The organism is Paenibacillus validus NBRC 15382, assembly GCF_004000985.1.
In the GTDB taxonomy this organism is placed as follows: domain Bacteria; phylum Bacillota; class Bacilli; order Paenibacillales; family NBRC-103111; genus Paenibacillus_G; species Paenibacillus_G validus.
The window spans coordinates 1-26216 of the sequence record NZ_BIMH01000054.1; the positions used below are offsets into that span (position 1 = coordinate 1).

At 47.6% G+C, this 26216-nt stretch carries 28 protein-coding genes; 1 reads left to right on the forward strand and 27 read right to left on the reverse strand.

Annotated features, from left to right (window positions below):
* Positions 1-288 precede the first annotated feature (288 nt).
* The 27 genes from PVA01S_RS22905 to PVA01S_RS23030 form a co-directional block, all read right to left on the reverse strand.
* Positions 289-1110 carry a GGDEF domain-containing protein gene (locus tag PVA01S_RS22905; protein ID WP_127609848.1) on the reverse strand — a complete coding sequence of 274 codons (822 nt, stop codon included), beginning with the start codon at positions 1108-1110 and terminating at the stop codon, positions 289-291.
* On the reverse strand, positions 1107-1460 hold the full coding sequence (locus PVA01S_RS22910; RefSeq protein ID WP_127609850.1) for a hypothetical protein: 354 nt from the start codon (positions 1458-1460) through the stop codon (positions 1107-1109). Before PVA01S_RS22910 ends, PVA01S_RS22905 begins: the two co-directional genes overlap by 4 nt.
* Before the next feature lie 37 nt (positions 1461-1497).
* On the reverse strand, positions 1498-2220 hold the full coding sequence (locus tag PVA01S_RS22915; protein WP_127609852.1) for an EAL domain-containing protein: 723 nt from the start codon (positions 2218-2220) through the stop codon (positions 1498-1500).
* Between the two features lie 545 nt (positions 2221-2765).
* Positions 2766-3590, reverse strand: coding sequence for a MetQ/NlpA family ABC transporter substrate-binding protein (locus PVA01S_RS22920; protein WP_164751941.1), 825 nt, complete (start codon positions 3588-3590; stop codon positions 2766-2768).
* Between the two features lie 64 nt (positions 3591-3654).
* Complete coding sequence (locus tag PVA01S_RS22925; RefSeq protein WP_054799897.1) at positions 3655-4320, reverse strand: methionine ABC transporter permease; 666 nt, start codon at positions 4318-4320, stop codon at positions 3655-3657.
* Positions 4310-5083 (reverse strand): methionine ABC transporter ATP-binding protein, encoded by a 774-nt coding sequence (locus PVA01S_RS22930; RefSeq protein ID WP_127609857.1) that lies wholly within the window; start codon positions 5081-5083, stop codon positions 4310-4312. Before PVA01S_RS22930 ends, PVA01S_RS22925 begins: the two co-directional genes overlap by 11 nt.
* A gap of 66 nt (positions 5084-5149) precedes the next feature.
* Positions 5150-6370 carry a GNAT family N-acetyltransferase gene (locus tag PVA01S_RS22935; protein ID WP_164751942.1) on the reverse strand — a complete coding sequence of 407 codons (1221 nt, stop codon included), beginning with the start codon at positions 6368-6370 and terminating at the stop codon, positions 5150-5152.
* A 44-nt stretch (positions 6371-6414) separates the two neighbouring features.
* Positions 6415-7596 carry an acyl-CoA dehydrogenase family protein gene (locus PVA01S_RS22940; protein WP_127609861.1) on the reverse strand — a complete coding sequence of 394 codons (1182 nt, stop codon included), beginning with the start codon at positions 7594-7596 and terminating at the stop codon, positions 6415-6417.
* Positions 7597-7639: 43 nt separating this feature from the next.
* Positions 7640-8452 (reverse strand): ATP-binding cassette domain-containing protein, encoded by an 813-nt coding sequence (locus PVA01S_RS22945; protein WP_127609863.1) that lies wholly within the window; start codon positions 8450-8452, stop codon positions 7640-7642.
* On the reverse strand, positions 8436-9203 hold the full coding sequence (locus tag PVA01S_RS22950; protein ID WP_218029661.1) for an ABC transporter ATP-binding protein: 768 nt from the start codon (positions 9201-9203) through the stop codon (positions 8436-8438). The genes PVA01S_RS22945 and PVA01S_RS22950 overlap by 17 nt, the downstream gene beginning before the upstream one ends.
* Positions 9179-9436: an ATP-binding cassette domain-containing protein gene (locus tag PVA01S_RS27060; RefSeq protein WP_218029662.1), complete on the reverse strand. Its 258-nt coding sequence runs from the start codon at positions 9434-9436 to the stop codon at positions 9179-9181. The genes PVA01S_RS22950 and PVA01S_RS27060 overlap by 25 nt, the downstream gene beginning before the upstream one ends.
* A gap of 27 nt (positions 9437-9463) precedes the next feature.
* Entirely contained in the window at positions 9464-10354 is an 891-nt protein-coding gene (locus PVA01S_RS22955) for an ABC transporter permease (protein WP_127609865.1), read from the reverse strand.
* 29 nt (positions 10355-10383) lie between these two features.
* Complete coding sequence (locus tag PVA01S_RS22960; protein WP_127609894.1) at positions 10384-11331, reverse strand: ABC transporter permease; 948 nt, start codon at positions 11329-11331, stop codon at positions 10384-10386.
* A 33-nt stretch (positions 11332-11364) separates the two neighbouring features.
* Entirely contained in the window at positions 11365-12972 is a 1608-nt protein-coding gene (locus PVA01S_RS22965) for an ABC transporter substrate-binding protein (protein ID WP_164751943.1), read from the reverse strand.
* Positions 12973-13010: 38 nt separating this feature from the next.
* On the reverse strand, positions 13011-14390 hold the full coding sequence (locus PVA01S_RS22970; RefSeq protein WP_127609869.1) for an LLM class flavin-dependent oxidoreductase: 1380 nt from the start codon (positions 14388-14390) through the stop codon (positions 13011-13013).
* Positions 14391-14698: 308 nt separating this feature from the next.
* Positions 14699-15547: a sugar phosphate isomerase/epimerase family protein gene (locus tag PVA01S_RS22975; protein ID WP_127609871.1), complete on the reverse strand. Its 849-nt coding sequence runs from the start codon at positions 15545-15547 to the stop codon at positions 14699-14701.
* An 80-nt stretch (positions 15548-15627) separates the two neighbouring features.
* Complete coding sequence (locus PVA01S_RS22980) at positions 15628-16236, reverse strand: NAD(P)H oxidoreductase (RefSeq protein ID WP_127609873.1); 609 nt, start codon at positions 16234-16236, stop codon at positions 15628-15630.
* Positions 16237-16300: 64 nt separating this feature from the next.
* Positions 16301-17269, reverse strand: a complete 969-nt coding sequence (locus tag PVA01S_RS22985; RefSeq protein ID WP_127609875.1) for an LLM class oxidoreductase — start codon at positions 17267-17269, stop codon at positions 16301-16303.
* Positions 17270-17379: 110 nt separating this feature from the next.
* Positions 17380-17682 carry an ArsR/SmtB family transcription factor gene (locus PVA01S_RS22990; RefSeq protein ID WP_127609877.1) on the reverse strand — a complete coding sequence of 101 codons (303 nt, stop codon included), beginning with the start codon at positions 17680-17682 and terminating at the stop codon, positions 17380-17382.
* Positions 17683-18210: 528 nt separating this feature from the next.
* Positions 18211-18837 (reverse strand): Crp/Fnr family transcriptional regulator, encoded by a 627-nt coding sequence (locus PVA01S_RS22995; RefSeq protein WP_164751944.1) that lies wholly within the window; start codon positions 18835-18837, stop codon positions 18211-18213.
* A 174-nt stretch (positions 18838-19011) separates the two neighbouring features.
* Positions 19012-19764, reverse strand: coding sequence for an SDR family NAD(P)-dependent oxidoreductase (locus tag PVA01S_RS23000; RefSeq protein ID WP_054799890.1), 753 nt, complete (start codon positions 19762-19764; stop codon positions 19012-19014).
* A 30-nt stretch (positions 19765-19794) separates the two neighbouring features.
* On the reverse strand, positions 19795-20307 hold the full coding sequence (locus tag PVA01S_RS23005) for an aromatic-ring-hydroxylating dioxygenase subunit beta (RefSeq protein WP_054799889.1): 513 nt from the start codon (positions 20305-20307) through the stop codon (positions 19795-19797).
* A gap of 46 nt (positions 20308-20353) precedes the next feature.
* Complete coding sequence (locus PVA01S_RS23010) at positions 20354-21736, reverse strand: aromatic ring-hydroxylating oxygenase subunit alpha (protein WP_127609881.1); 1383 nt, start codon at positions 21734-21736, stop codon at positions 20354-20356.
* Between the two features lie 84 nt (positions 21737-21820).
* Positions 21821-22870: an SDR family NAD(P)-dependent oxidoreductase gene (locus PVA01S_RS23015; protein WP_127609883.1), complete on the reverse strand. Its 1050-nt coding sequence runs from the start codon at positions 22868-22870 to the stop codon at positions 21821-21823.
* Positions 22871-23040: 170 nt separating this feature from the next.
* Positions 23041-23286: a hypothetical protein gene (locus PVA01S_RS23020; RefSeq protein ID WP_127609885.1), complete on the reverse strand. Its 246-nt coding sequence runs from the start codon at positions 23284-23286 to the stop codon at positions 23041-23043.
* 14 nt (positions 23287-23300) lie between these two features.
* Positions 23301-24128, reverse strand: a complete 828-nt coding sequence (locus tag PVA01S_RS23025) for a DODA-type extradiol aromatic ring-opening family dioxygenase (RefSeq protein ID WP_127609887.1) — start codon at positions 24126-24128, stop codon at positions 23301-23303.
* Positions 24129-24200: 72 nt separating this feature from the next.
* Positions 24201-25091 carry an alpha/beta fold hydrolase gene (locus tag PVA01S_RS23030; RefSeq protein ID WP_127609889.1) on the reverse strand — a complete coding sequence of 297 codons (891 nt, stop codon included), beginning with the start codon at positions 25089-25091 and terminating at the stop codon, positions 24201-24203.
* Between the two features lie 279 nt (positions 25092-25370).
* On the opposite strand from PVA01S_RS23030, the gene PVA01S_RS23035 reads away from it, so the two are divergent.
* A partial coding sequence (locus tag PVA01S_RS23035) for an NTTRR-F1 domain (protein WP_127609892.1) occupies positions 25371-26216 on the forward strand: 846 nt, incomplete at its 3' end.

The window sequence follows — 26216 nt, forward strand, 5'->3', positions numbered from 1 at the left end:
TTATTATCAATACAATAAAATGATTTGAACATGGACATTTATGTCCTATTTTTGGAATAATCCGACATAAGCAGGACGACGATAAGCGTTATCCAACCGGAGAGGCAAAATAACCTCTCCCCTTCTGTACGGACTGAAAAAACAGAAAAGCACGCCAAATGCCTATCGGCATTAAGCGTGCTTCGCTTTTTGCGACCCTTCCGGAACTGTTCGGTGCTGCTGCTGGATCTCGAATCGAAACAATTGGACATCGCGGTGAACCCTATCCTTGTTGGAATCCACGTTGTCCTAACGCAAGTAAACTTCATCGCTGCCTTCATCATGAGCGGGCTTCGCGGAAGTGGACAACAGACTGGCCTTTCTCAAGATTTCCCGGAACGACAAGGAAAAAAAGTCGGGTTCCTCCAGCCCGTTCACGTACCCTACCGCCGCGGAAACGGCAACATTGTTGATGAAGACAGAGCAGGAGAATAACCGGATGTAACGATCGACTTCTGCCTCGTCTGCCAAAGTGATCATGACGAATTCATCGCCGGCATATCTGCAAACAAAATCCCGATCTTCCTTTACCAAGGATGCCATCCTGCCGGAAAATTCACGTATCACATCATCGCCGAAAGGATGGCCGTAACGCTTGTTAATGTTGCCAAAACCGTTCAGGTCAATAAATAAAAGATGAAAAGGTTGTTTCTTTTTCAGGAACGCCTCACCGACGGATTGGATATAAGGTGCACGATAGAATCCCGTCAGCGAATCCATAAATTCAGACAATTTCATCTTGATGGCTTCCCGGGTTACCAAACCGGCAAGCTTGCCCTCTTCCATGATTAATAGACGTTTAATTCGGTGTTGATCCATAACTTTCAGCGCGTCCCATATAAAGAATTCAGAGGTAATCGTGATAGGGTCGGGCGTCATGGCGTCCGCTACAATCCGGTTGGGATGCGTTGAGCGCACATCACGGGAAGTGAAGATGCCTACGACCGTGCCGTGATCCATAACGATTAGCGACCCCACTCTCCATTCGTTCATGAGTTCCGCTGCATAGAAAACACTCTTGTCTGACGAAACCGTATAAACCGGGGACGTCATGAGCTCGGACACTTTCATCCCAGTTCGACCTCCCGTTGTACGGAAACTGCAATTTTCAGTTCCGAGCGCAGCACCGTAGTATCGAGGATCAATCGTTCCGCTTCCTCCATGACAATCTTCATGAGGAGGGTTTGGTCCAGCATTTGCAAAAGCGAATTTCGGACCAGAATGGCTTCTATTTTGGGATGATCAATCTTAAGCAGGGTAAATTGTCCGGGGGAGAGCGCCTCTGACATTCGCCTGACGGCTTCTGGACCGATTGGCGCTTTTTTCCCGATAATTAACAAGTCCTGCATCGGCGGAACTTCAAACTCGGAAATTTTGAGTGAAAGTGTTGCTTTGCGTGAATACATGCTTTTATCTTCCATCTTGCGTAGTCCTCCAGTTTCAGATTCAACTTCTTCTTCATATGTTCAGTCGATTCGGTTTCCCTAAATAATACCCCTGTCCGATCGTTACACCGAGACATGCTGCACAGACGAAATCCTCTTCCCGCTCAATCCCTTCCAAAATAAGGGTGCTGTTAGCGTCCCCGCAGTAATCGACAAAGAGCTGGACTACCTTTTGTTTCTTCTTGCAAAGGGATAGCTCTTTGGAAAAAAATTGGTCTATCTTAATGAAGTCCGGCGATATCTCGAAGATTTTCCGAAACGTAGTCGTTCCTTCCCCTACATCATCCAAAGCAATCAAGAACCCATTGTTACGGAGATCTTTGATTCTTTGCATAAATACAGGGTTGCTCCAAATCGGCTCTTCGGTAATGGATTCGTTGATTTCAAGCACAATGCGATGGACAAAAGAAAGGAGCCGCCTCCTGAGATCATTCACAAACAAAGGAAAAGCATCGGCAATGATGGTAGATGGGAAAAGATTAATGAACAACAACCCGTCTTCTTGTGCAACCGGAGAAAAAAAGAAGCTGGAAAGCGCATGTTCAATGGACCAGGTATCCAATTGATACAATCGGTTCTGTTCAATAGCTCCTTGAAAAAGCGCATTCGGGCCAATGCCGGATGTACTGCGAATCAAAGCTTCATAACCGACCTTGCCTTGATCGGGAAGTCGCCGCAGCGGCTGAAATACATGGTAGAAATGATTGTTTTCAATAAGATTTGCAATATTCTCCATCGAGTCTTCTTTCCTCTCAAATGAAAGGGCTACTCCGAAAGAAAAGAGTAGCCCTCCAGCATCCATTTCGGTAACCCAACTGCCGCAGATGGAATCCTTAGGCCTGAAGTATTGCTCCCCTGCCTTTGGGCAGGATCGATTCATGCGTCCGATGACCTGTTTTTGAAAAAAGTGAACAGCGACCTCTGGTTAATATAATTCCAACGTACTGCGCTAATATACCTATATAATACCTTTCGCCAAATTTCACCAAATTCCTTCACAAGCAAATATGTTTTTTATTTGAACTTTATTCATCTAAACGTTATACATCTAAACGTTCGTCTCGATTGGTGAAGTATTAAGAAGGTTAAGGAAAGAGTGGGGAGATACGAAAAGAAATGGTTGCGGATCCGCTTGTTTCGGTTGTTTATGTAACGAGGAATGACGGGGTGTAACCGAATGGTCGGGTTGTTGGGGGTCTGTCCCCCAATCAACCGATTCCATTCGGGGATGAAGCCTTTCATTTGTTAGCTTTAGAGGAAACGAATTAAACAGTCAGGCGATTACCAGCCGGGGACTAGCACAGTCTTACCACCATAAGCTTCCAGAAATGCTTTTTTCATTGCATCACTTTGATACGCTTCCTTCAACACCTTTATTTTAGGTGAATCGACCAACTCCGGACGGGTAGCAATGATATCAGGAGATAAAACTTCTTTTCTTTCCTTCGCCAAAGCATCCTTGTCAAAATCGAACCCATTATCTGCAGCTACTGTGGCATGTAAAAAAGCGGCATCTACGTCATCCAGCGAGCGTGGCAACATGGCATACTCAATTTCTTTAAACTTGTAATTATGGGGGTTTTCTACAATATCATTAACTTTGACCTGAACACCGCTTACACCTTCTCTTAACTTAAGTAATCCCACGTCCTGAAGCATAACCAATGTACGGCCATTGTTGGAGGGTTCAACCGGAATAGCAATAGTTCCGCCGTCCGGAATGTCCTTTAGACTTCTATGTTTTTTGGAAAAAACACCGCCCCAATCGTAAAACGCTTCAAATGCCGCTACCAGATTAGTTCCATTACCGGCATTAAATCCATCCAGATAGGCTTGATGCTGGAAATAATTGGCATCTGCATTTCCTTCTTTAACCGCTAAGTTTAACTGAATACTATCACTAATAAATTTATAATCCAATTTATATCCTCTTTTTTCTACCTCTGCTGCCAGAACACGAGTGGTATCCTGATACAATTTATAATTCGTTGCTAAGAATACAATCGTTTTATCATTGGAATTACTGCCAGTTGCGGTTTCTTTCGTACTGCATGCCGTCATGAGAAGGAAAATCGCGATAATAACCATCAACAGTGTCTTTTTCATAATAACTCTCCATTTTTTCATATTTTATATTTTATATTTTATACTTTTTAGTTTTAGATCTTATTTATTTCCTTTTATCCAGTTTCCGGACTGCCATATTTCCGATCATCTGAATCAGCTGCACGATGATCACAATCATCACAACCGTAAAAACCATTACATCTGTCTGATACCTGTAATATCCATATCTTATGGCAAAATCTCCAATGCCGCCGCCTCCAACTAGTCCTGCAACTGTCGAGTACGAAAGAAAGCTGACACTAATAATCGTAGCGGCATTTGCAATTCCTGATCTCGCTTCTACATAAAGAACCTTCCAAATGATCTGATAAGTATTCGCTCCCATAGACTCCGCAGCCTCTATAACACCACGGTTAACTTCAAGCAAGGTTTGCTCTACAAACCTTGCAAACTCTGGAATGGCGCTAATAGCCAGAGGAACCGTAACTGCTGTAGTGCCGATCGGTGTCCCAACTATAAAGCGGGTAAGAGGAATAATGGCAATCAATAAAATGAGAAACGGGAAAGAGCGAACGATATTGACCATTCCGTCAATGACAACGTAAAGACGAGGCGCATTTACGAGCGAGCCGGGACGGATTAAAAATAATAAGGTCCCAAGTGGTGTACCTATCACGATCGCAATACCGAGCGAAATGACCATCATGTAAAACGTCTGGCCGAGCGCTACAACGATCTCCGGCCATAATGCGATGATATTATCCAACAAATACACCCTCTCCTTCCCGGCGTACTTCAATTTCATTATTAAATAAAAACTTCGTGATTCTTGTTTGAGGAACAAAATTCGGGTCTTTTAATTGAAACTTTTCCACGACATGACCATTTTCCATAACGGAGACTTTATTGCAAATAGATTTGATCACCTCCATTTCATGGGTTACGATGACAATGGTGATCCCGGATTTTTCATTCAGTTCTTTTAAAAATGCTAAGATACTTTCCGTTGTTTGCGGATCCAATGCGGATGTCGGTTCATCACAAAGCAGTATTTTAGGCTGAGTCACCATGGTTCTGGCAATGGCCACTCTCTGTTTTTGCCCACCGCTCAATGTAACTGGATAATGATCTGCTTTGTCCGATAAACCAACAATCTCCAAGCACTCCCTGATTTTTTTTCTGCGTTCTGATTTCGACACCCCTGCTATCTCCAAAGGAAAAGAGACATTATCAAAAACGGTTCGGTTGCCGATTAAATTGTAGTTCTGAAAAATCATCCCCATAGACATTCTTTTTTTCAGTAGTTGTTTTTTGGTAAGAAGGGTCAAATCTTCCCCTTCCACGATAACTGAACCGCTGTCAGGCTTTTCAAGCAAATTAATCGTCCGTAAAAGTGTTGATTTTCCTGCTCCGCTAAAGCCTATAATTCCGTAAATATCCCCTTGATCGACTTCCAACGACGCAGAAGAAATGGCCTGGAATTTCCCCCCTGGAGTTACAAACGTTTTATTGATGTTATCTAATAAAATCAACTTATATCCCTCCACACTCACGAAGTAACTGAAGAGCAGGATGTCCACTCCCACAGCTTCCAACTCTCAAAAGAAATCGAGCATATAGGTCGTCCGCCGTGGAATAATCGCTTCCCATTGAGCAAGAACTTCTTCCACTCCCCCGATCCGTCCGATTCGATGCAACTCTTCAGGTCTCTTATATCCTAGCAGCAGAGCTGACAGGGTTTGGATATCGCAGCGAATCGCCCTTCGATCAGACACAGTATCGTTTTCATTCAAAGGATTTATGCCTGCCCTCCCTTCCCCATTAATCGTTAGCTCCCATAATCCATCGTTCCACGGCGCGTACTTGTCGGTAAGACGAATGGCAAGCTTAAGTGATTCGCCTGTTGCTGAAAAAACGTACTGCTCGATGAACGGCCGGATATCGACAATTCGCGCCATAAAATACGGCAGCACCTCCTGTTGAATGCGCGGGTCGGGAAGGAAAAATGGCAGCGCATCATCTACCGGCGCCGTCACCACGGCTCTTTCCACCATGGAATCGTGATTGGACAAATACGACCACAGTCCCCATCTGGCATCCTCATCTAAAAATACAAATTCATGAACGAGTAATTCCCTCTGTACCCGAAATTGTTTGGCCTTAAGATGTTCCGACTGCTTCCTGATCTCGTAAAGAGCATACCCCGCAGGCGTACCGTCCTCCCGAAAATATACAGCTGCATGGCCTTTCTTGCGCTGAAAAATCGGACTTTTCCACCAATCTAACGGACGGACTAACGTACCGTTATATCGTGCGGCATAAACTTCGTATACTCGACTCAATAATTCGATGTCTCCGTCCCGGCGTTCCACATATCCGTTCGTTTCTACACGAGGCGGAAATTGAGCCGTCTCCAGCACATATTGTTTATATTCAGTGTACGTTTCCCATCCGTACTTACGGTAAAAACCAAAGGAAAAGGGCACAAGGAAGGAAAGGGACTGCCCATTTTCCTTCATCGTTTTGAGAGAATGCAATATGAGTTTGGATATCAGCCCCTGCCGACGCAGTTCAGGCCATGTCGATACACGTGTAACCCCCCCTATCGCAACACGAGTTCCATTGATATACGTTTCAAACGGAACGATCGCTAATTGAGCGGAGAGGCGGACTTCGTCAAATATGCCCCATGTTTGCTCCTTCGTGAAACGTGCGCGTAAAATTTCTTTATCCTTTTCATTAAAGTCCAATTGAAAGGCATACTTCGTTAATTCCAGACTCGTTTCGAAATCGTCCTGACCTAAAGCGCGAATCTCCATGCGACACCTCATCTTTTGTACGGAATTTCAACTGCATGATGAAATCAAGAGTAATAGCCTGGCGTTGGATATTCTTTGGTTAACACCCACCTTCCCACGTTGCGTAGCTTGTATTCCGCAGGATTATGGAGAGTATGCGTACGAACGTTGCGCCAGAAACGGTCAAAACCGTATTTGGTCGTGGCAGAACGCGCGCCCATCACATCAAAGATCCGGCTGGTCACGTCCAACGCCACTTTCCCGGCCAGCACATTGGCGGCAGCGACAAGAACGGCCGTTTCCCCGCGTTCCTCTTCGGTCAAATCGAACTCTTTCTCCCAAGCCCGGTCTAATTGGACCCATGCTCTGTCGGCCAAACTTACAGCCCCTTGGACTTCGACCCAAAACTCGCCATACTGACGGAGGATAGAGGGATCCTCCGAGGCTTTTTCCACTCCGGAAGTTATCCATGCGCGTGAAGTCGTAGTGGTGTACTTGCTTGCCTCTTCAATGGCGCCAAGCGCACTGCCGATAAATACATTGAGCAGCACACTTTGAGAAAAGGAAGGAGAAATCGTAGAGAAAGCCGTATGCTTATGATAATTCGTATCCAAGATCTCCTCTTTCTCCACAATGACATCCTCAAAGGACACCGTTCCGCTGCCGGTTTGTTTCTGTCCGATGCCATCCCAATCTTCATGAACCGTAACGCCTTGACGATTGGTCGGAATAGCCCCATAAATCAGCTCGAAAGTTTGATCGTCCTCCCAGCTAATAATGAGATAGTCCGAACCTGGCGCCCCTGAACTAAAAGGCCTCTTCCCGTTCAAAATATACCGATCCCCGTCGCGTTTACCAAACAAACTTCGGCTCATTGCATTTACTGAATTTCCCCAAAACCAGTTGTTTTTGGCCGATTCCGTGTAATAATACTCTTTTTGTTTAGGTGAACCATGCCAATGCGGTGACCCTACCGCTATAAAATGGTAGCCGTACAAATGGGCAAGTGACGCGTCCACCTTGGCAAACTCCCGAACGATGCGCAGCACAGCCGACCACGGTTGTCCCTCTCCCCCGTATTGCTTGGGGATAAGTAAATTCAACAAACCGCTTTCCCGAAGCATATTCAGCTGCCGGATCGGTGTCCCGCCTGCTTTATCTCGTTCTACCGCATCCTTGGCAAACTCTTGCGCCAACTGAACCGCTTTTTCAAAATATAGATCCGTTTCATTTATCACTAAACTCATTTCTTATCTCTCCATTCTATTTGGTAAATTTTGTACTGACCGTTTATGAATACCGCTGCACTCCTGGGTCGAGGGACAAGACAGAATCTACTAACTTTCGAGTTGACGGGTGTACTGCCCTTTCGTACAATTCATCTGCCGGCAGCATTTCGACCACCCGTCCTTTATCCATCACAGCCACTCTGTCACAGAAAAACTCGATGACCGCCAGGTTATGCCCGATAAATAAATACGTTAGATTTAATTCCTCGCGCAAATCCAACAGCAAGTTTAAAATTTGGGCTTGAATGGATACATCCAAGGCGGAAGTAGGCTCATCCAGGATAAGAAATTCCGCTTGTACGGCTAATGCCCGTGCGATCCCGATTCGTTGACGCTGTCCGCCGGAAAACTCGTGAGGATAGCGGGTAAAATGTTCTTTTTTCAACCCCACCTTCTCCAGTATGAGATATACGGAAAATTCCGCTTCCGATCGATGATTGGCAATCCCCATCCTCAACATGGGAGTCACGATTTGTTCTCCGATCGTTTTACGCGGATTTAAGGATGAAGCACTGTCCTGAAAGATAACCTGCATCCTTCGGTAATATGGAATCAATTCTTTATGGGAAAGATTGGTTATGTCTTTGCCGTCAAAATAAACGCTCCCTTCACTCGGTTGAATGAGCCTTGCAATCAGTCGGCCCAATGTAGATTTTCCAGAACCGGACTCCCCGATCAGGCCTACGATTTCTCCGCTGCGAATGGCCAAGTCAACCCCGTCAACTGCCTTAAAACGATGCGGCTTCTTCCACAAAAAGCCTGACGTAATGCTGTAGGTCTTACTCAAGTTCTTCGTTTCAACCAGCAGCGTCACTTCGCTTCACCTCCCGTTGAAAGCAAGAGACCAGATGTTCCTGTCCCAAGGAAACTACCCCGGGCGGGTGGCTGAAGCAGCGTTCCGTCGCCTCCTTGCAGCGGCTCCCGAAACTGCAGCCTTGTGGCATATTCATTAAATCGGGTGGAACTCCATCAATTTGAGATAATCTGCGGCGTGCTGACTTTGTGCCTTTGTTCCCGATTTCGGGCACCGAACGGATCAGTCCCCGTGTATACGGATGTTCCGGAGCTGAAAGAATACGGCTCGTATTTCCGTATTCCACAATTTTCCCCGCATACATGACCGCCACCTTGTCGCTCAAATAGGCCACCACACCAAAATCGTGGGTGATGATGATGATTGAAGTATTAAACTCCTGGTTGATGCTCTTCAATAAATTCAGAATCTGTTTCTGAATGGTGGCGTCGAGTGCCGTAGTAGGTTCGTCCGCAATAATTAGCTTGGGTCGGCAGCTGATCGCCATCGCGATCATCATACGCTGCCTCATCCCGCCGCTTAAGGCGTGAGGATAGGACTTCAGCACACGCTCTACATCGGAAATTCCCACTCTTTGAAGCCACTGCCGGGCTTCGATCACCGCCTCTTTCTTGTTGATCCCCCGGCGGTACGCAATCGTCTCAACCAATTGCGTGCCGATTTTGTAAGAGGGGTCGAGCGCCGTCAATGGATTTTGAAAGATCATCGAGATTTCTTTACCGCGAATCAGGTTATACTCTTTCTCTTCCAAACTAGTGATTTCCGTTTGATTAAAACGTATTTCACCAGACGTGATTTGTGCGTATTCTTGGGAAGCAATCCCATAATGGAAAGTGCGGTCATACTCTTTCCAGATCCGGATTCCCCTACCAGTGCCAACACTTCACCGGGAGACACTTGGAAATCGATACCATTCACCGCTTTGACAGTACCATGGGGAGTGACAAGCTCCGTATGGAGATTGCGAACTTCCAGTAATGACAAGCGATCGCCTCCTTTTATCGGATTTTATCATTTCATTCGTTTATAAGGATCCAGCCAATCTCTTAATCCATCTCCCAGCCAATTAAATCCAAGTGAGACCAGCATGATGAGTAATCCTGGAATCGTAGCCACATGGGGCGCACCTTGCGTCAAAACCTTCATTCCATCTCCAGTCATTCTGCCCCAGTCTGAATCGGGCGGTTGAATACCCAATCCCAGAAAACTAAGTCCCGATGAGAATACGATCATGGAACCGACTAAAGTAGTGGCATAGACGATTAACGGTGAGATGACGTTAGGAAGCAATTCCCTGAAAAGTATGGACGTCGTAGAAGCTCCAAGCATACGTGCCGCCTCAATATATTCTTTACCTTTCTCCTCTTTGACGGAAGCGAAAACGACTCTCGACATATAAGGGATGAGCGCTACTGTAATGGTAACAAGTATGGTCATCACACCTGGACCTAATATTGCTGCTATCGCAATCGCGAAAAGAATCATTGGGAACGCAAAAAGTACATCCAAGATCCGCATGATCAATTCGCCAATCCTCCCTTGGACAAAGCCAGCCGTTAGACCTAACCATATACTGATAACAAAAGCGATTGTGATCGGCAGCAGAGCCGCAAGCAAGGAATATCGGCTCCCCCATATCAGACGGCTCAGTATATCCCTGCCTTGATCATCCAGCCCCAGCAGATGCCCTGGCGTACCAGGAGGCGAAAGGCGTAGAGCACCATCGCCGGCATTCGGGTCATAAGGGGAGATCCATGGCGCCAGCAACGAGATCAGAATAGCGGCTAGCACGATCAAAATGCCTGCTAAAGTTTGTTTGTCTTGACGGATTCTTCTCCATGCCTGATTTACATCTAATTTCGGGTTTAACGTCGTCGGGATCCATGCCTCTCTGTTTCGCATTTTGTACACCTCTTGCCTGCTTGGAAAACTTAGCCGCTCATTCGCGGATTGAGCATATCTACAACGAGATCGGTAATCAAGTTCACGAGTACAAAACTGAAAGCAACGAACAAAACGCCTGCTTGAATCATCGGAATGTCATGGGCTGTTATGGCTTGGTAAAGCAGCGTTCCTATGCCGGGCCAGGAGAAAACCATTTCCACGAATAATACGCCCCCAAGCAAATGTCCGATTTGCAAGCCAGTAATATTGATGACTGGAGATAGCATATTACGGAACACGTGTCTTCGTATGATCAAGCTTGCCGGCATCCCATAGGATCGAAACGTTTTAATGTAATCGGCATTCATGACATCCATCAAGCTCGAGCGGGTCAGTCTTGCGATAACGGCCAGCGATACGATCGCCGTAGCCACGGAAGGCAGCAGCATATGCTCGAGAAGACTGAAGAAGCTTCCCTCATTTCTCATATCGTACATGCCGGATGAAGGGAGCCATCCGAGTTGAAGGGAGAATATCCACATGAGGACAATCCCAAGCCAAAACACCGGAACACTGGCACCGAGCTGTGCAAGAAACATACTGATTCGATCAAACCAGGAAGACGGTTTTAAACCGGACAACACACCGATTACTACTCCTAAACCGACACAAATGATTAGGCTTCCCAAAGTCAGAATGAGCGTGTTTTTAAAATTTTTCATCAAAACATCCATAACCGGAACACGCATAATGATCGAATCTCCCAAATCCCCTTTTACGATGTGACTCAACCAAAGGAAATACTGCATCAAAAACGGTTCATCTAAACCGAACTCTTTACGTAATTCCGCGACATTCTCCGGCGTGGCCTGTTGCCCCAGAATATTGGACACCGGATCGCCGGGGCTTAAATAGACGGTTAAAAATACAAAGAAAGTCACGCTGAAGAGCACAGGAAGTACCGAGAGAATTCTCTTCAATACGAATCCCGACATCAAATCGATCTTCCCCTCCTTATCAAGATTTGTTTACTGTTTAATCCAAACTTTGTTCAGGTCATACCAATCTTGGGCAGCGACAACAAACCCGTTCACATTTTTACCAATCGCATAATGTGTGCGATCGTAATAGATTGGCAGTATTCCAGCATCCTCAGCAATAATCTTGTTAGCTTCTTTCCAATAGGTAATTGATTTTTGCTGGTTCGGTTCCAGAATGGCTTTGTCTACGGCTTGATCGAAGGCAGGGCTTATGTACTTTCCGCTGTTTGACCCGCTATTAGAATGAGCGACAATATATAGCCAATAGGGAGTAACAAATCCCCATTCCATACTGTCTAAACCTATATCTGGCGTCTTGGCTTTCTTTACGGCTAAATAGCTGTTCCAGTCATAGGTCTGGATCTTTAACTTGATTCCGACTTTGGCCAAGTCCCGTTGTATCCATTCGGCGACAGGTTCCTTCCCCGCATAGGTGATCAATTTTGTTTCGAACCCTTCCGGATAACCTGCCTCTTTCAAAAGCGCCTTAGCCTTCTCCGGATCATAGCTGAAATCCTTAAAATTCGGATCAAAAGCTTCATTGCCGGGATTTTGAATACTAAAAGCCGGAGAAACGGTGTTTTTTAACAGATCTCTCGCAAGTCCTTCTCGATCAATGGCATAAATAAACGCTTGCCGGATTTTGGGATCTTTAAAGTATGGACTATCAAAATTAAAAGCATAATAAAAAATAGATGGCAAGTCACCTTCCCCAATTTTGAACCCTTTATCCCTTAGTTTGGCAACACTATCCCTTGATGGCCACGAAATGATATCGATTTCCCCTGTCTCCAAAGCGGTTACTCGAGCATTGTCATCAGGAATCGGCCGGAAAATCACTTTGTCGAGATAAGGTTTATCTCCCCAGTATCCATCGAAACGTTTCAACTCAATTTTTTCCCCACGAATCCTTTCAACGAATTGGAACGGGCCTGTTCCAACGGGATGCTCTGCATAACCGTCGTTCCCCCATTTCTTGAGCGCCGTAGGACTCAAGATCAATCCCGTACCCCCACTGCCTTGAGCGAGCATGCGCAGGAAAGGGGAAAACGGCTTTTCAAATATCAATTCGACCGTGTAATCATCCGGGGTTTTAATTTCTTTCAAGCCGTTATAGGTAAGCTGCATGACTGCGGCGCTAATCTTATCGTAATATTCGAACTGAGGATCCCAGGCTCGGCGGATATTAAATTCCACAGCCGCAGCGTTGAATGGCGTGCCGTCATGGAAATTGACTCCCCGCCTCAAGTGAAACGTATATATCAGACCATCCTCAGAAACTTTCCAGGATTCAGCCAGTGCAGGTTTAAGAGGAGGAATCGGCACTTCCTTTGTCGGCTTGGATAAATCCTCGGTTACCAACGATTCGTGAATTTGACGGTTGACCCGGAAAGTTTCCCAACCTGCCTCCCGTGAAGGATCGAGTACCGTAATTTCCGCATTAAGACCTACGATGAGCGTTCCGCCTTGTTTCGGTGCGTCTTTCGTGGAGGTAGATTCGGCGATGGTTCCCTGCTCTTTGCTTGTGCAGCCCGAAAGTATCATGGCAAAAACGACGACTAATGCTATAAATGCATGTGCTGTCTTTGTTTTCATTGCTTTCCCTCCCCCTAAAAATAAATTGTGATAGGTCATCACTTTGCAAGACCGACTTTGCGGAAGCGAGCTCCCGGATGATGGTCGGGCAGTCGACCGTTGCCCCCGAATAGTTTTTGCCGATACGAGCCTTCCTCGTACTCTTCTTTTACAAGCCCGCGGTTTTGCAGCTCCGGCAGCACAAGTTCGATAAAATCCTTCACGGTTCCCGGTGTCGTGACTTGGGCCAGATTAATGCCGTCGATTCCGGCTTCCTCGACCAACTGCTGAATACGATCGGCAACCTCGATCGGCGTTCCGACAACCATATTGGCTCCGCCGGCACTGCCTCCGAAATCCCCGATAGCTTCCATCACCTCCCGCACAGTCCGCTTTTTGTTCCCGAACTTGCTATACTGAGCGGTGTGTGTTTGGTTGCCCACGGTTTCCACGTATTCGAAGATTTCATCCGGATCGTAATCAGCCAGATTCAAATTCGTCGATCCGCCAAAATGAGCCAAAGCTCCTTCGGCACTCCAATATTTTTTGTAATCTTCGAACTTATCCCTGGCTTCGCCTGCTGTTTTCCCAACAACCACATTCAGTCCCTTGAACATTAAAAGCTGTTCGGGATCATGGCCGTAAGCCTTTGCCTTCTCACGAATATCCTGTGTGTAATAACGAACAGCATCCATCGAAGTACCACCGACAAAAACGCACTCCGCATGCCTGGCCGCAAATTTCCGCCCGCGATCTGAATTGCCTGCCTGATAAATGACCGGCGTACGCTGTAATGACGGTTCGCATAAGTGAGGACCTTCTACTTTGAAATACTGACCTTGATGATTAATTTCATGTACTTTGGCCGGATCGGCATAGATGCCGTTCTCGAGCACAACTGCATCGTCTTCCCAGCTGCCTTCCCACAATTTATAGCAAACTTCTAAAAATTCGTCAGCGATGTCATATCGGTTGTCATGTTGAATCACCTCGCTCAGCCCAAAATTACGGGCAGCGCTCGTCACGGCCGTGGTTACAATATTCCATGCCACCCGTCCATTGGTTAAATGGTCGAGAGTAGACAACCGGCGGGCTAAGGAAAAGGGATGCTCGTAAGTTGTCGAAATGGTTACCGCGAAGCTCAAATGAGTCGTAGCTTGCGCCATCGCCGGGACAATCAGCATGGGATCGTTGGCTGGTACCTGCATGCCCGTCTTCACGGAAATGTCCCGCGATTGTTGATAAATGTCACACACCCCAAGAATGTCTGCTAAAAAAATGGCGTCAAACTTCCCCCGTTCTGCAAGCTGCGCCAATTCCACCCAATAGCTCAGTTCATTGAACCGCCGGCGTTCATCGGATGGATGATTCCATATTCCATGTGCAAGATGCCCGATCACATTCATATCAAATAGATTTAAGCGTATCTTTTTTGCCATAGTGGTCAATCCCCTTTCTTGTCTAAACTTGATCCCGATAATTTGATTATGTTTATCGGTTTAGTCAGTTTTAAGATATAAAAATATATTACTTTATTCCGTGTCAGATCCCCCTTCTACCCACTAAACCAAAAAGGTTCCCTTTACTTTCGGACTGTGAAAGTAGTAGGGAACCTCCGTTTGAACGGTCGATTAAGTTGTTATATCCATCTGCAAATCTTTATTCTTATCATGGATCATATTGATTTTAATCATACTATTCATATCTGTCAAGTTAGTTTATGCAATATATTCCTGTTTTCCAAACGCTACGGAAGCAATTTCAACTCCGCCCAATGCGGATGTGCCTCAAGACGCCGTTCCATGTCACGGAATGCTTGGAGCGAGCGACTCAGCTTCAGGTAGGCGTCGCCCCCCTCGCTCCAACCCTGAAAGCCGATCATCCCGTGAAAACCGATCTGTTTAAGCTGCCCAAGCAACGCGAAATTATCCAACTCGCCTTCGTCCAATGGCTCGATCGTCGCAACGTCACCAAAACCGTGCGGATTCCGACGGCTGCCGGACAGGTTCACTTGCTTCAGGTACGGCGCAACCGCCTCCAGCGTACCTGTTAGATTGGTCCCGTCAACGGCGTACCAATGGAAACCGCAGAATACGATCCCCAAACGGGGATGATTCAGACGCCGGCACAGTCGCACCGCATCTTCGTGGCGTTCGACCCAGAAGGATAGATGCGTGTATAGCAGGATGTCGATGTTGCGCCGCTCGCAAATCTGGAGCGCTTGTTCCAGCCACTTCACCACAGCGTCGTCACCCGCCGGGTCTGAGGGGCGCAGATGACTTCCTGCGGATTGGATCGCCAGCTCAACGGTCGAACAACCCTCCAGCGTCTCCAACAAATTCAGGATGCCTTGGTTTCTCGGATGGCTCTCGCCTAAAGAGAGATCCAACACGACGTACACACCCGCGACGTCCAGCCCATATCTCTGCTTGACGCTGCCGAGCTTCGCCGCGTCCCGCCACCGCTCTCCGTGCCAGATGGACAAATGCGCCGCATCGTACCCGATCTCTTTCAGCATCTCGCATCGTGCTTCAAAACTGTAAATTCCCATGGAGTTGTAGAAGGAAAAATCCATAGCATAAACACGGTAAGCCATCGCTGCCAGCTCCTCCTTATCGGCAAATCGATTCCCGGGTCTTTCTCCCATGAACGCATCGATTTAATACGTCGTCATTTTTACTTGTGAGCGAGCGAATCGCTGTAGGTATACTCTAACTCATACACTCGTTGAAACATACTTTCGTAATGCTTGTTAATTTCATCCCCGCTCTCCAGTTCTTCAGCCAGCGTGTTATACAGAAATGCTACTTCCGACTGTGAAATGCCCGTATATCCAGCCAGACCGACATTCAGATAATGGGAAATCATGGTATCGAAACTCCGTTTTTTCAAGCTATCTTCTGTCTCCCCGACAAGCGGAATCCAGAGTACTTTTTGGTGTGGAAGGTGCGCTCCGCCATAAGCGAAACCATAGTTCCACGCGCGGTCTATATAGCCTTTCGTCATGGCCGGTAAGGAATACCACCATAACGGAAAGATGAACGTAAGTCCCTCGTTTCTCTTCAGCCTTGCCATTTCAGCTTGAACACGTGCGGAATAGCTCTTCCGGGGGTTATCCCAATCAGGTTCATCTTGTTCGAAGACGAGCGGATGAAATTCCTCCCCGTACAAATCCGCCATTTCAACTTCATGTCCGGCATCGGTGAGTCCTTGAACAAAACGTTCGGCCACAGAAAACGTAAGGGATTCCCTTCTGGGATGCGAGACGATCGTCAGCACCTTCATTATCAGCCACTCCCCATCAGATTTTGGTGAACCAACCGATCACGCGGCAACCGGGGCTTTCCTGTTACGAAATTTCTTGTGGTTCGCCGGTTAATGCGGGAAAGTGCGGGAGAACCTCTTCTCCCAGTTCTTCAATCACTTCTTCAACAGGACGATGGCCATATTTCAAGTTGATAATCACATGATTGACACCCACATTTTTAAGAAACTGAATGAATTCAATCAGCGGTTTGCGCCCGATTCGGAATCCTAGATGAATAGGGATTGGCGCCTGATTCGGATCCTCCGCCAAATCTATATAGAGAGACTGGCTGAATGGTTTAAACTCATCGGTAAGAGAGCGCCAATTTTTAATCAGATCCGCCTGGAATTTCAAGTTTCGGGGATAATACATCCAACCGTCACTATTTTCGGCAATCCATTCAACAGACTGCGAGCTGTGGCCGGTTACCAGCACTGGAATATCCGCCAGCCGCGGTTTGGGCAACAGGTCCCCCCCTTGCAACAGTTCGACTCGTTGCGATCGGATCGTCGAAAAGCTCTCTCCCCACACTTTTCTCATGACCGTTAAGGCTTCCTGAAACAATTGGGGACGGTCTTCGAAATCCACTGAGAAGGCCGGGAATTCTATTGGGCGATCCCCGGTCGCCACGCCGAGAACCAGACGTTCGCCGGACAGGTGATCGATGGAAGCCGCCGCTTTAGCGACATGCAGCGGGTGACGCAAGGTGAGAATAATGCTTGCGGTGCCCAGTGCGATGTTTCGGGTATGGGCGGCAATATATCCTAAATAGGCCCAGGGATCATAGATTTGGCCCACATCCCCAAAATTCGGGTCATGCAACGGAACATCCCTGACGAACAATGCGGCAAAATTCAGCTCCTCCGCTCTTTTCGCCAGTTTAATTTGCTTTTCCAGATTCATCTCCGGAATGCTGCCTGCGTAGGATTCCAACGGAAAGAACAATCCGAGAGTCAGATTGTTTTCTTTAAACATGCGTGAGTACCCTTTATGCTTTCCAAATTTGTTCATCTTCGTCCCTCCATATCCTTATTTTTAGATATCTATAATTATCGATATAATAAAATAAAAATCGGGATCATGCAAGCATTAAAAAAGGAGTGGAATACAAAGATTATGATTTACAATTCTTTGGATAACCATTCCGTCATTTTTTTGATGTTTTCCTCATCCCTTTTATAATAAGTAAATTGCCCAATGCGTTTTGCTTTTATCAACCCGGCGTTTTGCAGCATGGATAGGTAAAGGGACACTGTGGATTGTGACAATCCAACTTTTTTATGGATATCGCTCACGCAAACCCCGTCTTCTTGTATATCCCCGTTTTGCGGTTTTGGAAAATGAATCTCCGGATCTTTTAACCACTGTATGATCTGCATTCTCGTTTCATTGGACAAGGCTTTAAATACTTCCAGAAGTTCCATGGCGCTTCCTCCAGAATCTCCGTTTTACTCATTCTAACACTACATCATGACCGTTTGGAATACCCTTATTAGAATACACTTCATCTTAGACTCCCATGCCGCCTTAAGCTTGTTATACAGTGGTGATGATGACTCCATGAAAAAGATACTTTCAACGTTCCGTCTTAAAATTTAGACATTTCTCCCATAATTTAATTAAGGGCCCGTTCCGGGAATGATCCCCGAGTTTAATTCCGGAAGTCCCAATCAGGCATTCGAGCCTAAACGACCCGTTCTTCTACCGGAACTTCCTGCTTGATCCGGCCTTCCTTGATCCATTGACTGATTAACTGGGTGTGAGATGATACACTTCCGCTGTCCATCCGAATTTCGGATATTCAATTATTTATTTACGGTTTCATGTGAAGGTAATCATGATCATTAACGAAAAAAAATGAACAATTATTAAACAACAAAAGGTACGTTGTTTAATAATTGTTCATTTTAAAACTCGAAAGGCAGGACGTTTTTCTTCCGTCCATGCCTGCTCTATTTTTGTAGATTCCCTGATAAATACGCTAACTCTACCTCATTTTCAATGACTATCTTTTTCTTTCCTATTAATCTGATAATTCCTAAATCTTGCAATTGATGAAGCGACTTTGCTACAGTAATTCTAGACTTACCGATAATTGATGCCAGTTCTTCCTGGGAGAGTGTCACATAATTTCTTCCGGATTTTTGTTGTTTAGGAAAAGAATTTAAAACAGAAGCCACTTGGAATATTAAATCGCCGAAACTGTCTATTTCAACATGATTGAATAAACTTTCAATTTGAAGGGCTACACACTTTAGTAAATAGGAGGCTATATTCGGATTATTATGAATGCAATTCAGGACAACTTCTTTGGATATGGATAAGATTTCCACATCCGTTACAGACATAACTACGATCGAATTCGAAATAGGACGCTCCAGAAAAACGGCTGATAACCCAAAGAAAATACCAGGCGTCACATAATTAACCGTTCGAATCTGTCCGGTTTCAGATAGTAGTACCACTTTCGCGATCCCTTTGACTGTGCAATAGGCATATTTCCCGACATCCTTCTGCTCAAAAACGACAGATCTTTTGGAGTGACAAGTTATACTGCCCAGGCTTTTAAAAATTTCCAAATATGACAAGTCATCCTTTGAAAGTTCATCAAGGTATACTAACATATGCATTGCATGGTAAAACTATTATTTCGGGATGATGCCAGAGCAGTCGCAATTTTCCCCATAGTTATACCTCCATAATAAACAGCTTGCAGAATCAGACGAATCTGCGGATCCTCATTCGGATAGAACCTACATTGCAGTATGCCCGCCATCTACAGCAATGGCTTGCCCCGTAATCCACGACGATTCATCCGAACATAAAAATAAAGCACATTGCGCAATATCTTCCACTTGGCCATGACGTTTAATCGGCTGAACCTGAAGCATCATGTTGATAAACTGATCGTTGGATAGATCTTCCGTTTGCTGCGTATAGGGAATAAACCCTGGCGCTATCGCGTTACAACGTATCCCTTTGGGTCCATAGTCCACAGCGATGGAGCGGGTCAAGCCAATCACGCCCGCTTTCGATGCAGCATGCGGACCATGACCCGGTATGCCAATCAACCCGGACGTGGACGCTGTATTCAGAATCACACCGTATCCTTGCTTCTCCATTTGTTGAAGCGCATATTTACAACCGTAATACACCTGGTTTAACTCGAACCTGATTGTAAAATCCCATTCATCCGTGGGCAACTCACCTATAGGGCGCATTTTGACCAAACCGGCATTGTTGTACATAATGTCCAATTTACCGTACTTTTCTACGGTATACTTCACCAATGATTCGACCAACGACTCTTCCGTTACATCGACATGATAAAACTCCGCATGTCCATGCCCGGCCGCAATTTCATCGACCACTTTTCGTCCTTGTTCATCGTTAAAATCCGCCACAATAACCGTTGAGCCCTCTTGGGCAAACAACAAAGATGCTGCCTTGCCTTGTCCTGATGCTGCACCCGTAATAATAGCAACCTTGTTTTTTAAGCGTTCCATCTTTTCCTCCCCGGGAGAGCAGTCGTTCTCCTACAAGAATATGCCCAGTGTACGCGGTATTACCGAACCGAGCAAGATCACTTTACGTTTGGCCAGCTTCCATTGTCCATTCGTGCTGCGCAGCAGATCCTCCCGCCGGGCGCGCCAGACCGTCTCAATATCTCCATGGCGAACCTGGGTCACCTGCAGATTGGAATGCACTTTCACTTCTCCTTCCCGCTCGGCGGGATCTACAAGAATATTGGTAACGATTCGTTGCGTGACTGAAACTGGAATCTCGCTGTGTCGCAGCCCCGTCTCCAGTTGAATGACCCGCATTTCTATCAGATCACGATTATCATCTACATACGGGACATAAGGAACATCCTCGCGATAAGACCCGGTTTCTCCAAAAACGCTCTCGATTGTCGGAATCCAGTAGCGGATATCGTCCGTAAGGAGTTCGAGCCAATCGCGTACCTTGTAGTTGTCGAGCAGCCAAGCCTCCCGGTAGAGAAACTCCTCAATCTCCTGTTTCAGTACTGTTGTCGAAGCGAAGCTCATGTCACACCTTCCTTTCACAATGGGTTACATATCAATGGGGGACGCTTCAGCGTTCCTTTTTCATGAGATCACGATAATACTGATAGAATGCAAGAGCCTTCTCCTCGGTGAATACCGGCAAAGGAGTTCCTGGTAGCGCTTCCAAATCAAGGCCTGCCTCACGGAATTCCTCATAGAAGCGCTGCAGGTCAATACCAGGCATGGCATAGTTGAAGGGACGTTCTTCCACTCCTTTGGATATAACGTTCTTATACATCCGGTCGAAGTTCTCCGTATCGTCGGTCGTAATCATGCCGGCCGGCGCCTGATCAGCCGCCAGAACACTCGCGCCATACCGCTTCACAACGTCCGGAGCGTCCTTCTCAACAGCAAACCACTGCCAGCCTTCAAGCATCATAGGCCCCTTCGGGTGCCATTGGATAATGCCGCTTGCCCGCAAGGCACCGGGCATAAGAATCAAGCTGAGGTTGGGGAAAATGGTCCAGTTCGCGCTGCCATGAACCTTATGTTGTTCTTCCTCCATGAATTCTTTCATCCTGCGCTCCCGCTCCTGCAGCCATTCTACGGCTTCGGGACCTAGACGCTCAGCTATGGCCCGGTCATTCAGGGGTTGGACTTGAGCCGATGAATCCGGACGCGGGTCATTCCAGAATTCAACCAGGCCAGCGGCATGGGGAACGCCTGCCGGAGAAGTGGCGAGAACATTAAAACCCCGATCAAACTGATTGCCGCACATCCAGTTGTCTCCACCATTCTGAGACATATGCATCAGCGCACGAAAAAAGGAGACATGGGTGATGGGCACATGATACTCGTCGTGCATGAAATTATCCGCCATCATCTTCCAATTGGTCGGCATCATATATTTTCCCCTACCGGGCAGCACCTCGATGCCACCGAGAAAAGGCTTGAGGAGCATGCGGTCAAGATACCAGCGAATGTCGCCCAGGTAATCGTCCAGGGAGCAGATCTCTTCATCCCAACTGGCAAAAATGAGCCCTCCGTAGCTGCTGACTTTCGGAACCTCCTTGAGGCCCCACTCTTCCCGCTTCAAGCTGCCGGCATAGGATTCGCCTTGCGGAAGTCCCATCAGCCCACCCTCGATATTATACTGCCAGCCATGAAACGTACAGGTGAAACTCTTCTGCGAACCGCGGTCAAAAAGACACACTTTATTCCCGCGATGCGTACAGCGGTTCAAAAAGACGCGTACACGATTGCTCCGATCGCGGACCACGATGACTTCGTCCTCGCCCATTTTATTGAGGATATAATCGCCCGGCTTGGGGAGACTCGATTCGTGACCAACAAATAACCAGGTGTGTTGAAAAACCTTTTCCATTTCCAGGCGATAAAGCTCTTCATCCGTGAAAATCCTGGAATCGATGTAGCCCTCCTGATCTCTGATTGCCTTATCCAAGTTCAGCATTACTCAATCACCTCCATTGAGATTTAAAAAGTTGCACAATCACAGTTCTCGATGCCGTCTGACAGGATCGACACGGTTGTTCCGCTATGACTGCCCTTGCTCTGAAGCAAGCCTTTCAGAGGCGGAAATCCAAAGAGCGGCCCAAGCGTCAAACGGCAAGTGCGACACGCCCGAACGGCTGTATTTCGGCATGACGGCTTCCAGTTTGCTGTACATCTCTTCCATTTCCGGCGGCAACGAAACGTCGCTCCAAGCAGCGGAATCGCCGAATCCGTGATCGTAGTTCCATTCCGGGACATAAACGAGCCGTCCCGTGACCCCTTGCCCGTTTTGCCCCGCTAGGAAAAGAATCGAAGGCGTGACATGTTCCGGAATGGATGGCCGCATGAAGTAAACCATCCCCATTTCGCTCCAAGACTTCGCCGTTGCGTCGAACCACGAAGCACGCGTATGTCCGGGCATGATCGCATTGACGGCAACGCCTTCCCCCCGAACCTCTTCCCCCAAATAGAAGGTCAGCGCCATCGTCGCTGCCTTTGTGGCTTGATACGGCATTTCCACCGTCCACGGGCGCAGCGCGAAATAAGATCCCCCTTGATGGGTCGGCAGCACTCCACTGCTAACGACGTTGATGATGCTGCCGCTGCCTTTATCAAGCATCGGGCGAATAAACCGCCGGATCGCTTTCAAAACACCGAACGTGTTCACTTTGAACATCGTTTCCCAATCGCTATCCTTTGTATCGAGCGTCTTGACATGACCTTGCGGATAAAAAAGTGTCTCCGATACAAGAGCGGCGTTGTTCACCAGAACATCAACAGTCCCAAATCTCTCCATAACTGCTTCATAAGCCGAATCCAGTGAAGCGTCCTCCGCCACGTCCACTTGTACGGCCATTCCTCTTCCCGTGCTTTCTAAATGCTTGCGAAACTCTTCAGCATTGTCCCACTTTTGATCCGCAGCCACTACGTTGGCTCCAGCCGCAAGAAGACCTTCTACGATCACTCGGCCAATCCCGCGAGCACCGCCTGTGACTACCGCAACCTTTCCGTCCACTTGACCTTTCCACTGTTGTGTGGCTTGACGGACCATCTCACGTTGACGAACCATAATCTCATCTTTTTGTTGAACCATTTTTAAATTTCCCCTTTCACCGCCATAAATTTATCAGCATTCTTAATCCTAAAGTCCCACAATGAGATATTAGACATTTATTTCCTCAATCCTTTAGTGCCGTCTATATTTTCAACTCAACTTCTGTAAGGAGACCTTCATCCAAGGCGACTTTATACCTCTATGGATTGTTATATCCCCTGTCTGTACAGTTCCCGTATGTCCATCCTATGGATCAGAGACAGGTGCATAAGCAGCAGCGGATGAACACCCTCCTGATGTAAACGGGTTACGCTGCACTGCAAGATCGCTTCACGCTCTTCAGGTTCAAGATCGTAATCATCAAAAAGATTTGCATCGCCTTGCAAAAAGAGAAGCTGGTGCTCTTCCCGTTGCGACAGGTGAAACAAAAATTTGTTGATGCGGTAACCGTTCATGCCACACACCTCTTTCACTTGATCACTGCACCAAAATCAATAAGGGCAATTCCCGTTCCCCAAGCTTCGACTGGTTCATAGCAAATAAGCTCACGCCGTCCCTGCGGCAGCGCTCCTGCCAGAGCCATCCAGCTTTTAATTTCCAACGCGCCGTTGCCCGCTTCTTCCTCGATGTGTGCGTTGCTCCATCCGAGAATTTCCTCGTCCCTATGGTGCAGCAGCAATTCCAGGAAACGCCGGTCAAAGGATTCGGCGATCTCCCCCATGCGGGGAACAGCCACCCAATGCGAAATTCCGCCCGTGGCCACCAGCGCCACCTTCCGGTCCTTCTCCCACCCGTTAACCGCATCGGCCACCATCTTCCCAAAGTGGTACAAGCGGTGGAGCGGCGCAATCGGGGGCGATGCGGCATTCATGAACACAGGAACAACCGGAATGTTCATCTGCGGTGTCAGAAAGTGCAATGGTACCATAAAGCCATGATCCAGTCGCATCTCGTAAGAATAAGCCAGGTCGAACTCCTGATCAAGACCGTACTGCAATACATGCTGTGACAAGTCCAAATCCAGATCAACCGAATAGGGGGGAACGCCGGCTTCGCCCCATCCCTGTGCTTTTTCACCTGTCCCTATACAAAGTGAAGGCATGTTATCCAAGAAAAAACTCTTCATGTGTTCGGCGGAAAAAAGGATCACCGTCTCTGCCCCGCTTTCCTCCAGGCGGCGTCTTATTTCTCCAAAAGCCTTATAAACCCGTTCCATTTGTTCCTGAGGAGCCTTGTCTTTGGCCCGCAGTATCAGCGCTGTATGAGCAACGGCAGCTGCGAAGACGATTCTTGCCATCGTTCAACATCCACCTTCCTTTCTTATCTATCTGATCGGCTGCATGGACACATGCAGCCTTGATGTCCACGCTTACTCTTGCCGGAAGAACTCGATCACCATGCGATTTACCAATTCCGGCTGATCCGTTTGGCACTGGTGACCCGCCTCTCTGATGTAAGAAAATGGAATATTGGGCAACAGCTTCTCTAATTCATGCCCCATCTCCACAGGAGCGAAGCTGTCGTCGATCCCCCATATAAACTCGGTCGGCACCTTCAATTGTGGCAATGAATCCTTTAAGCTGAACCGATCCCAAAGTTGAGGCTCTCTCCGCATACGCGACTGGTAGTCTTGAAAAGCCTGCATCGATTCGCGAATACCAGGACGGTTGGCCGCCACATGGCGAGCTCTCACAAGCTCATCCGTCACTTTGGTCGGGTCGTTGATAATGGCCGTGAGGAACTTGCGCATCGCCTCTTCTGTATAGTCATAGTGGAGCAGGGCTTGGAAAGCCGCATTGTTCCCCCCGTCCGGCCGCTCGAGGCCCATGGACATGGCGATGGTGGCACTGCCAATAAGGAAGCATTTCCTCACACGTTCCGGATGGTCAATCGTATACTTAGCCGCCACGTAAGCTCCTTGCGAATTGCCAACCAAATACACCTCATCCAAACATAACGCGTCAATAAAATCACTTACATGATTAACCAGGCTCTGATGCCCCAGCACAGGCCAAGCATGAGGCCGGGCATCCGTCCATCCCATGGAAATCTGGTCAGGCGCATATACACGAAAGCCTGCTTCTGCCAAAGCCGGCAGCATGAATCTCCAACCGGCTCCTCCAGACGAACCGGGGCCGCCGCCATGACATAAAACAACTGCAGGCCCTTCAGTTCCGGCCCAAGAATAATGTGTTCTCACCCCATTTGCCAAAACCCATCCGTTATGGTACGAGGAACCAAGTTTCATTTTTTGCACCATCTCCTTGCAATCCAGTTTTTATTGTACCATTCACAAAATGTAAGTGCTTTCATATCGATAGTATCAACTTAATCAAATAAAAACTGCTAAATACTTATCATTTCAAAAACTTTCTTTACACCGGGTCACCGGATTTGTGCATCTTGGATTACTTGGTTATCGTCGCCTTCTTCAATACGATTTGTGTGTTTTGGCAGTTATAGATGACGTGGCAGAAGAAGTTGGACAACATATAATACTATTGCGTCCTAGTTATGGCGCTAAAAGAGGTGAGAACATATGTCTATCACTAACATTATTGTCAATGGCGGGTTTGAAACAGGGTCTTTATTGCCCTGGATTAATTTTAATGCAACCATTACAACCGATTTCTCGCATTCAGGTTTTTACGCAGCGCGTTTGCTCGGCGGAGATTTAAACTCCTTTATTACGCAGTTTGTGCCCGCAACCCCCGGAGAGTCATACGAATTCCTAGTTTCACTTGCGAAGGTCGGAACTGCGCCAAGCCCTCCCATTTCCTTGACTGTCGCCTTTTATAACGATTCATTCACATTTCTGGGATACGGATTGATTACTACGATTCAGACCGACCGATTGCCTGATGTAAACGATGATACTTGGCTGGAAATCTACCAAACAACCTCTGTGGCGCCGGCAGGTACTACGCAAGCTTTAGTCCTGATCAATAAACTTCCTCAGACGGGTAGTCCGGATGTCATTGCGGATGACGCAGCGTTACTGGAGGCGGCAGGGGGTGGAGCTACCGGACCGACGGGACCGACAGGGCCGACCGGAGCCACGGGCGCGACTGGAGCAACTGGGGCGACTGGAGCTACGGGCGCAACGGGCGCAACGGGCGCAACGGGCGCAACCGGAGCAACGGGCGCAACGGGGGCGACTGGAGCCACGGGCGCAACCGGAGCAACGGGCGCGACAGGCGCAACGGGCGCGACAGGCGCAACGGGCGCAACCGGAGCAACGGGCACGACAGGCGCAACGGGCGCAACCGGCGCAACCGGCGCAACGGGCGCAACCGGAGCAACGGGCGCGACAGGCACAACGGGCGCAACCGGAGCCACGGGCGCGACAGGCGCAACGGGCGCAACGGGCGCAACCGGAGCCACG

Coding starts and splice junctions, on each gene's coding strand:
- PVA01S_RS22915 (WP_127609852.1), bottom strand. CDS start 2,220: ATGGAGAATATTGCAAATCTTATTGAAAACAATCATTTCTACCATGTA.
- PVA01S_RS22970 (WP_127609869.1), bottom strand. CDS start 14,390: ATGGCAAAAAAGATACGCTTAAATCTATTTGATATGAATGTGATCGGG.
- PVA01S_RS22935 (WP_164751942.1), bottom strand. CDS start 6,370: ATGGAGATTCGCGCTTTAGGTCAGGACGATTTCGAAACGAGTCTGGAA.
- PVA01S_RS22910 (WP_127609850.1), bottom strand. CDS start 1,460: ATGGAAGATAAAAGCATGTATTCACGCAAAGCAACACTTTCACTCAAA.
- PVA01S_RS23000 (WP_054799890.1), bottom strand. CDS start 19,764: ATGGAACGCTTAAAAAACAAGGTTGCTATTATTACGGGTGCAGCATCA.
- PVA01S_RS23015 (WP_127609883.1), bottom strand. CDS start 22,870: ATGGTTCAACAAAAAGATGAGATTATGGTTCGTCAACGTGAGATGGTC.
- PVA01S_RS23030 (WP_127609889.1), bottom strand. CDS start 25,091: ATGGTGCAAAAAATGAAACTTGGTTCCTCGTACCATAACGGATGGGTT.
- PVA01S_RS22940 (WP_127609861.1), bottom strand. CDS start 7,596: ATGAGTTTAGTGATAAATGAAACGGATCTATATTTTGAAAAAGCGGTT.
- PVA01S_RS22980 (WP_127609873.1), bottom strand. CDS start 16,236: ATGAAGGTGCTGACGATCGTCTCGCATCCCAGAAGGGAATCCCTTACG.
- PVA01S_RS23020 (WP_127609885.1), bottom strand. CDS start 23,286: ATGAACGGTTACCGCATCAACAAATTTTTGTTTCACCTGTCGCAACGG.
- PVA01S_RS22960 (WP_127609894.1), bottom strand. CDS start 11,331: ATGTCGGGATTCGTATTGAAGAGAATTCTCTCGGTACTTCCTGTGCTC.
- PVA01S_RS22975 (WP_127609871.1), bottom strand. CDS start 15,547: ATGGCTTACCGTGTTTATGCTATGGATTTTTCCTTCTACAACTCCATG.
- PVA01S_RS23005 (WP_054799889.1), bottom strand. CDS start 20,307: ATGAGCTTCGCTTCGACAACAGTACTGAAACAGGAGATTGAGGAGTTT.
- PVA01S_RS22990 (WP_127609877.1), bottom strand. CDS start 17,682: ATGGAACTTCTGGAAGTATTTAAAGCCTTGTCCAATGAAACGAGAATG.
- PVA01S_RS23010 (WP_127609881.1), bottom strand. CDS start 21,736: ATGCTGAACTTGGATAAGGCAATCAGAGATCAGGAGGGCTACATCGAT.
- PVA01S_RS22955 (WP_127609865.1), bottom strand. CDS start 10,354: ATGCGAAACAGAGAGGCATGGATCCCGACGACGTTAAACCCGAAATTA.
- PVA01S_RS23025 (WP_127609887.1), bottom strand. CDS start 24,128: ATGGCAAGAATCGTCTTCGCAGCTGCCGTTGCTCATACAGCGCTGATA.
- PVA01S_RS22965 (WP_164751943.1), bottom strand. CDS start 12,972: ATGAAAACAAAGACAGCACATGCATTTATAGCATTAGTCGTCGTTTTT.
- PVA01S_RS22985 (WP_127609875.1), bottom strand. CDS start 17,269: ATGAACAAATTTGGAAAGCATAAAGGGTACTCACGCATGTTTAAAGAA.
- PVA01S_RS22920 (WP_164751941.1), bottom strand. CDS start 3,590: ATGAAAAAGACACTGTTGATGGTTATTATCGCGATTTTCCTTCTCATG.
- PVA01S_RS22905 (WP_127609848.1), bottom strand. CDS start 1,110: ATGAAAGTGTCCGAGCTCATGACGTCCCCGGTTTATACGGTTTCGTCA.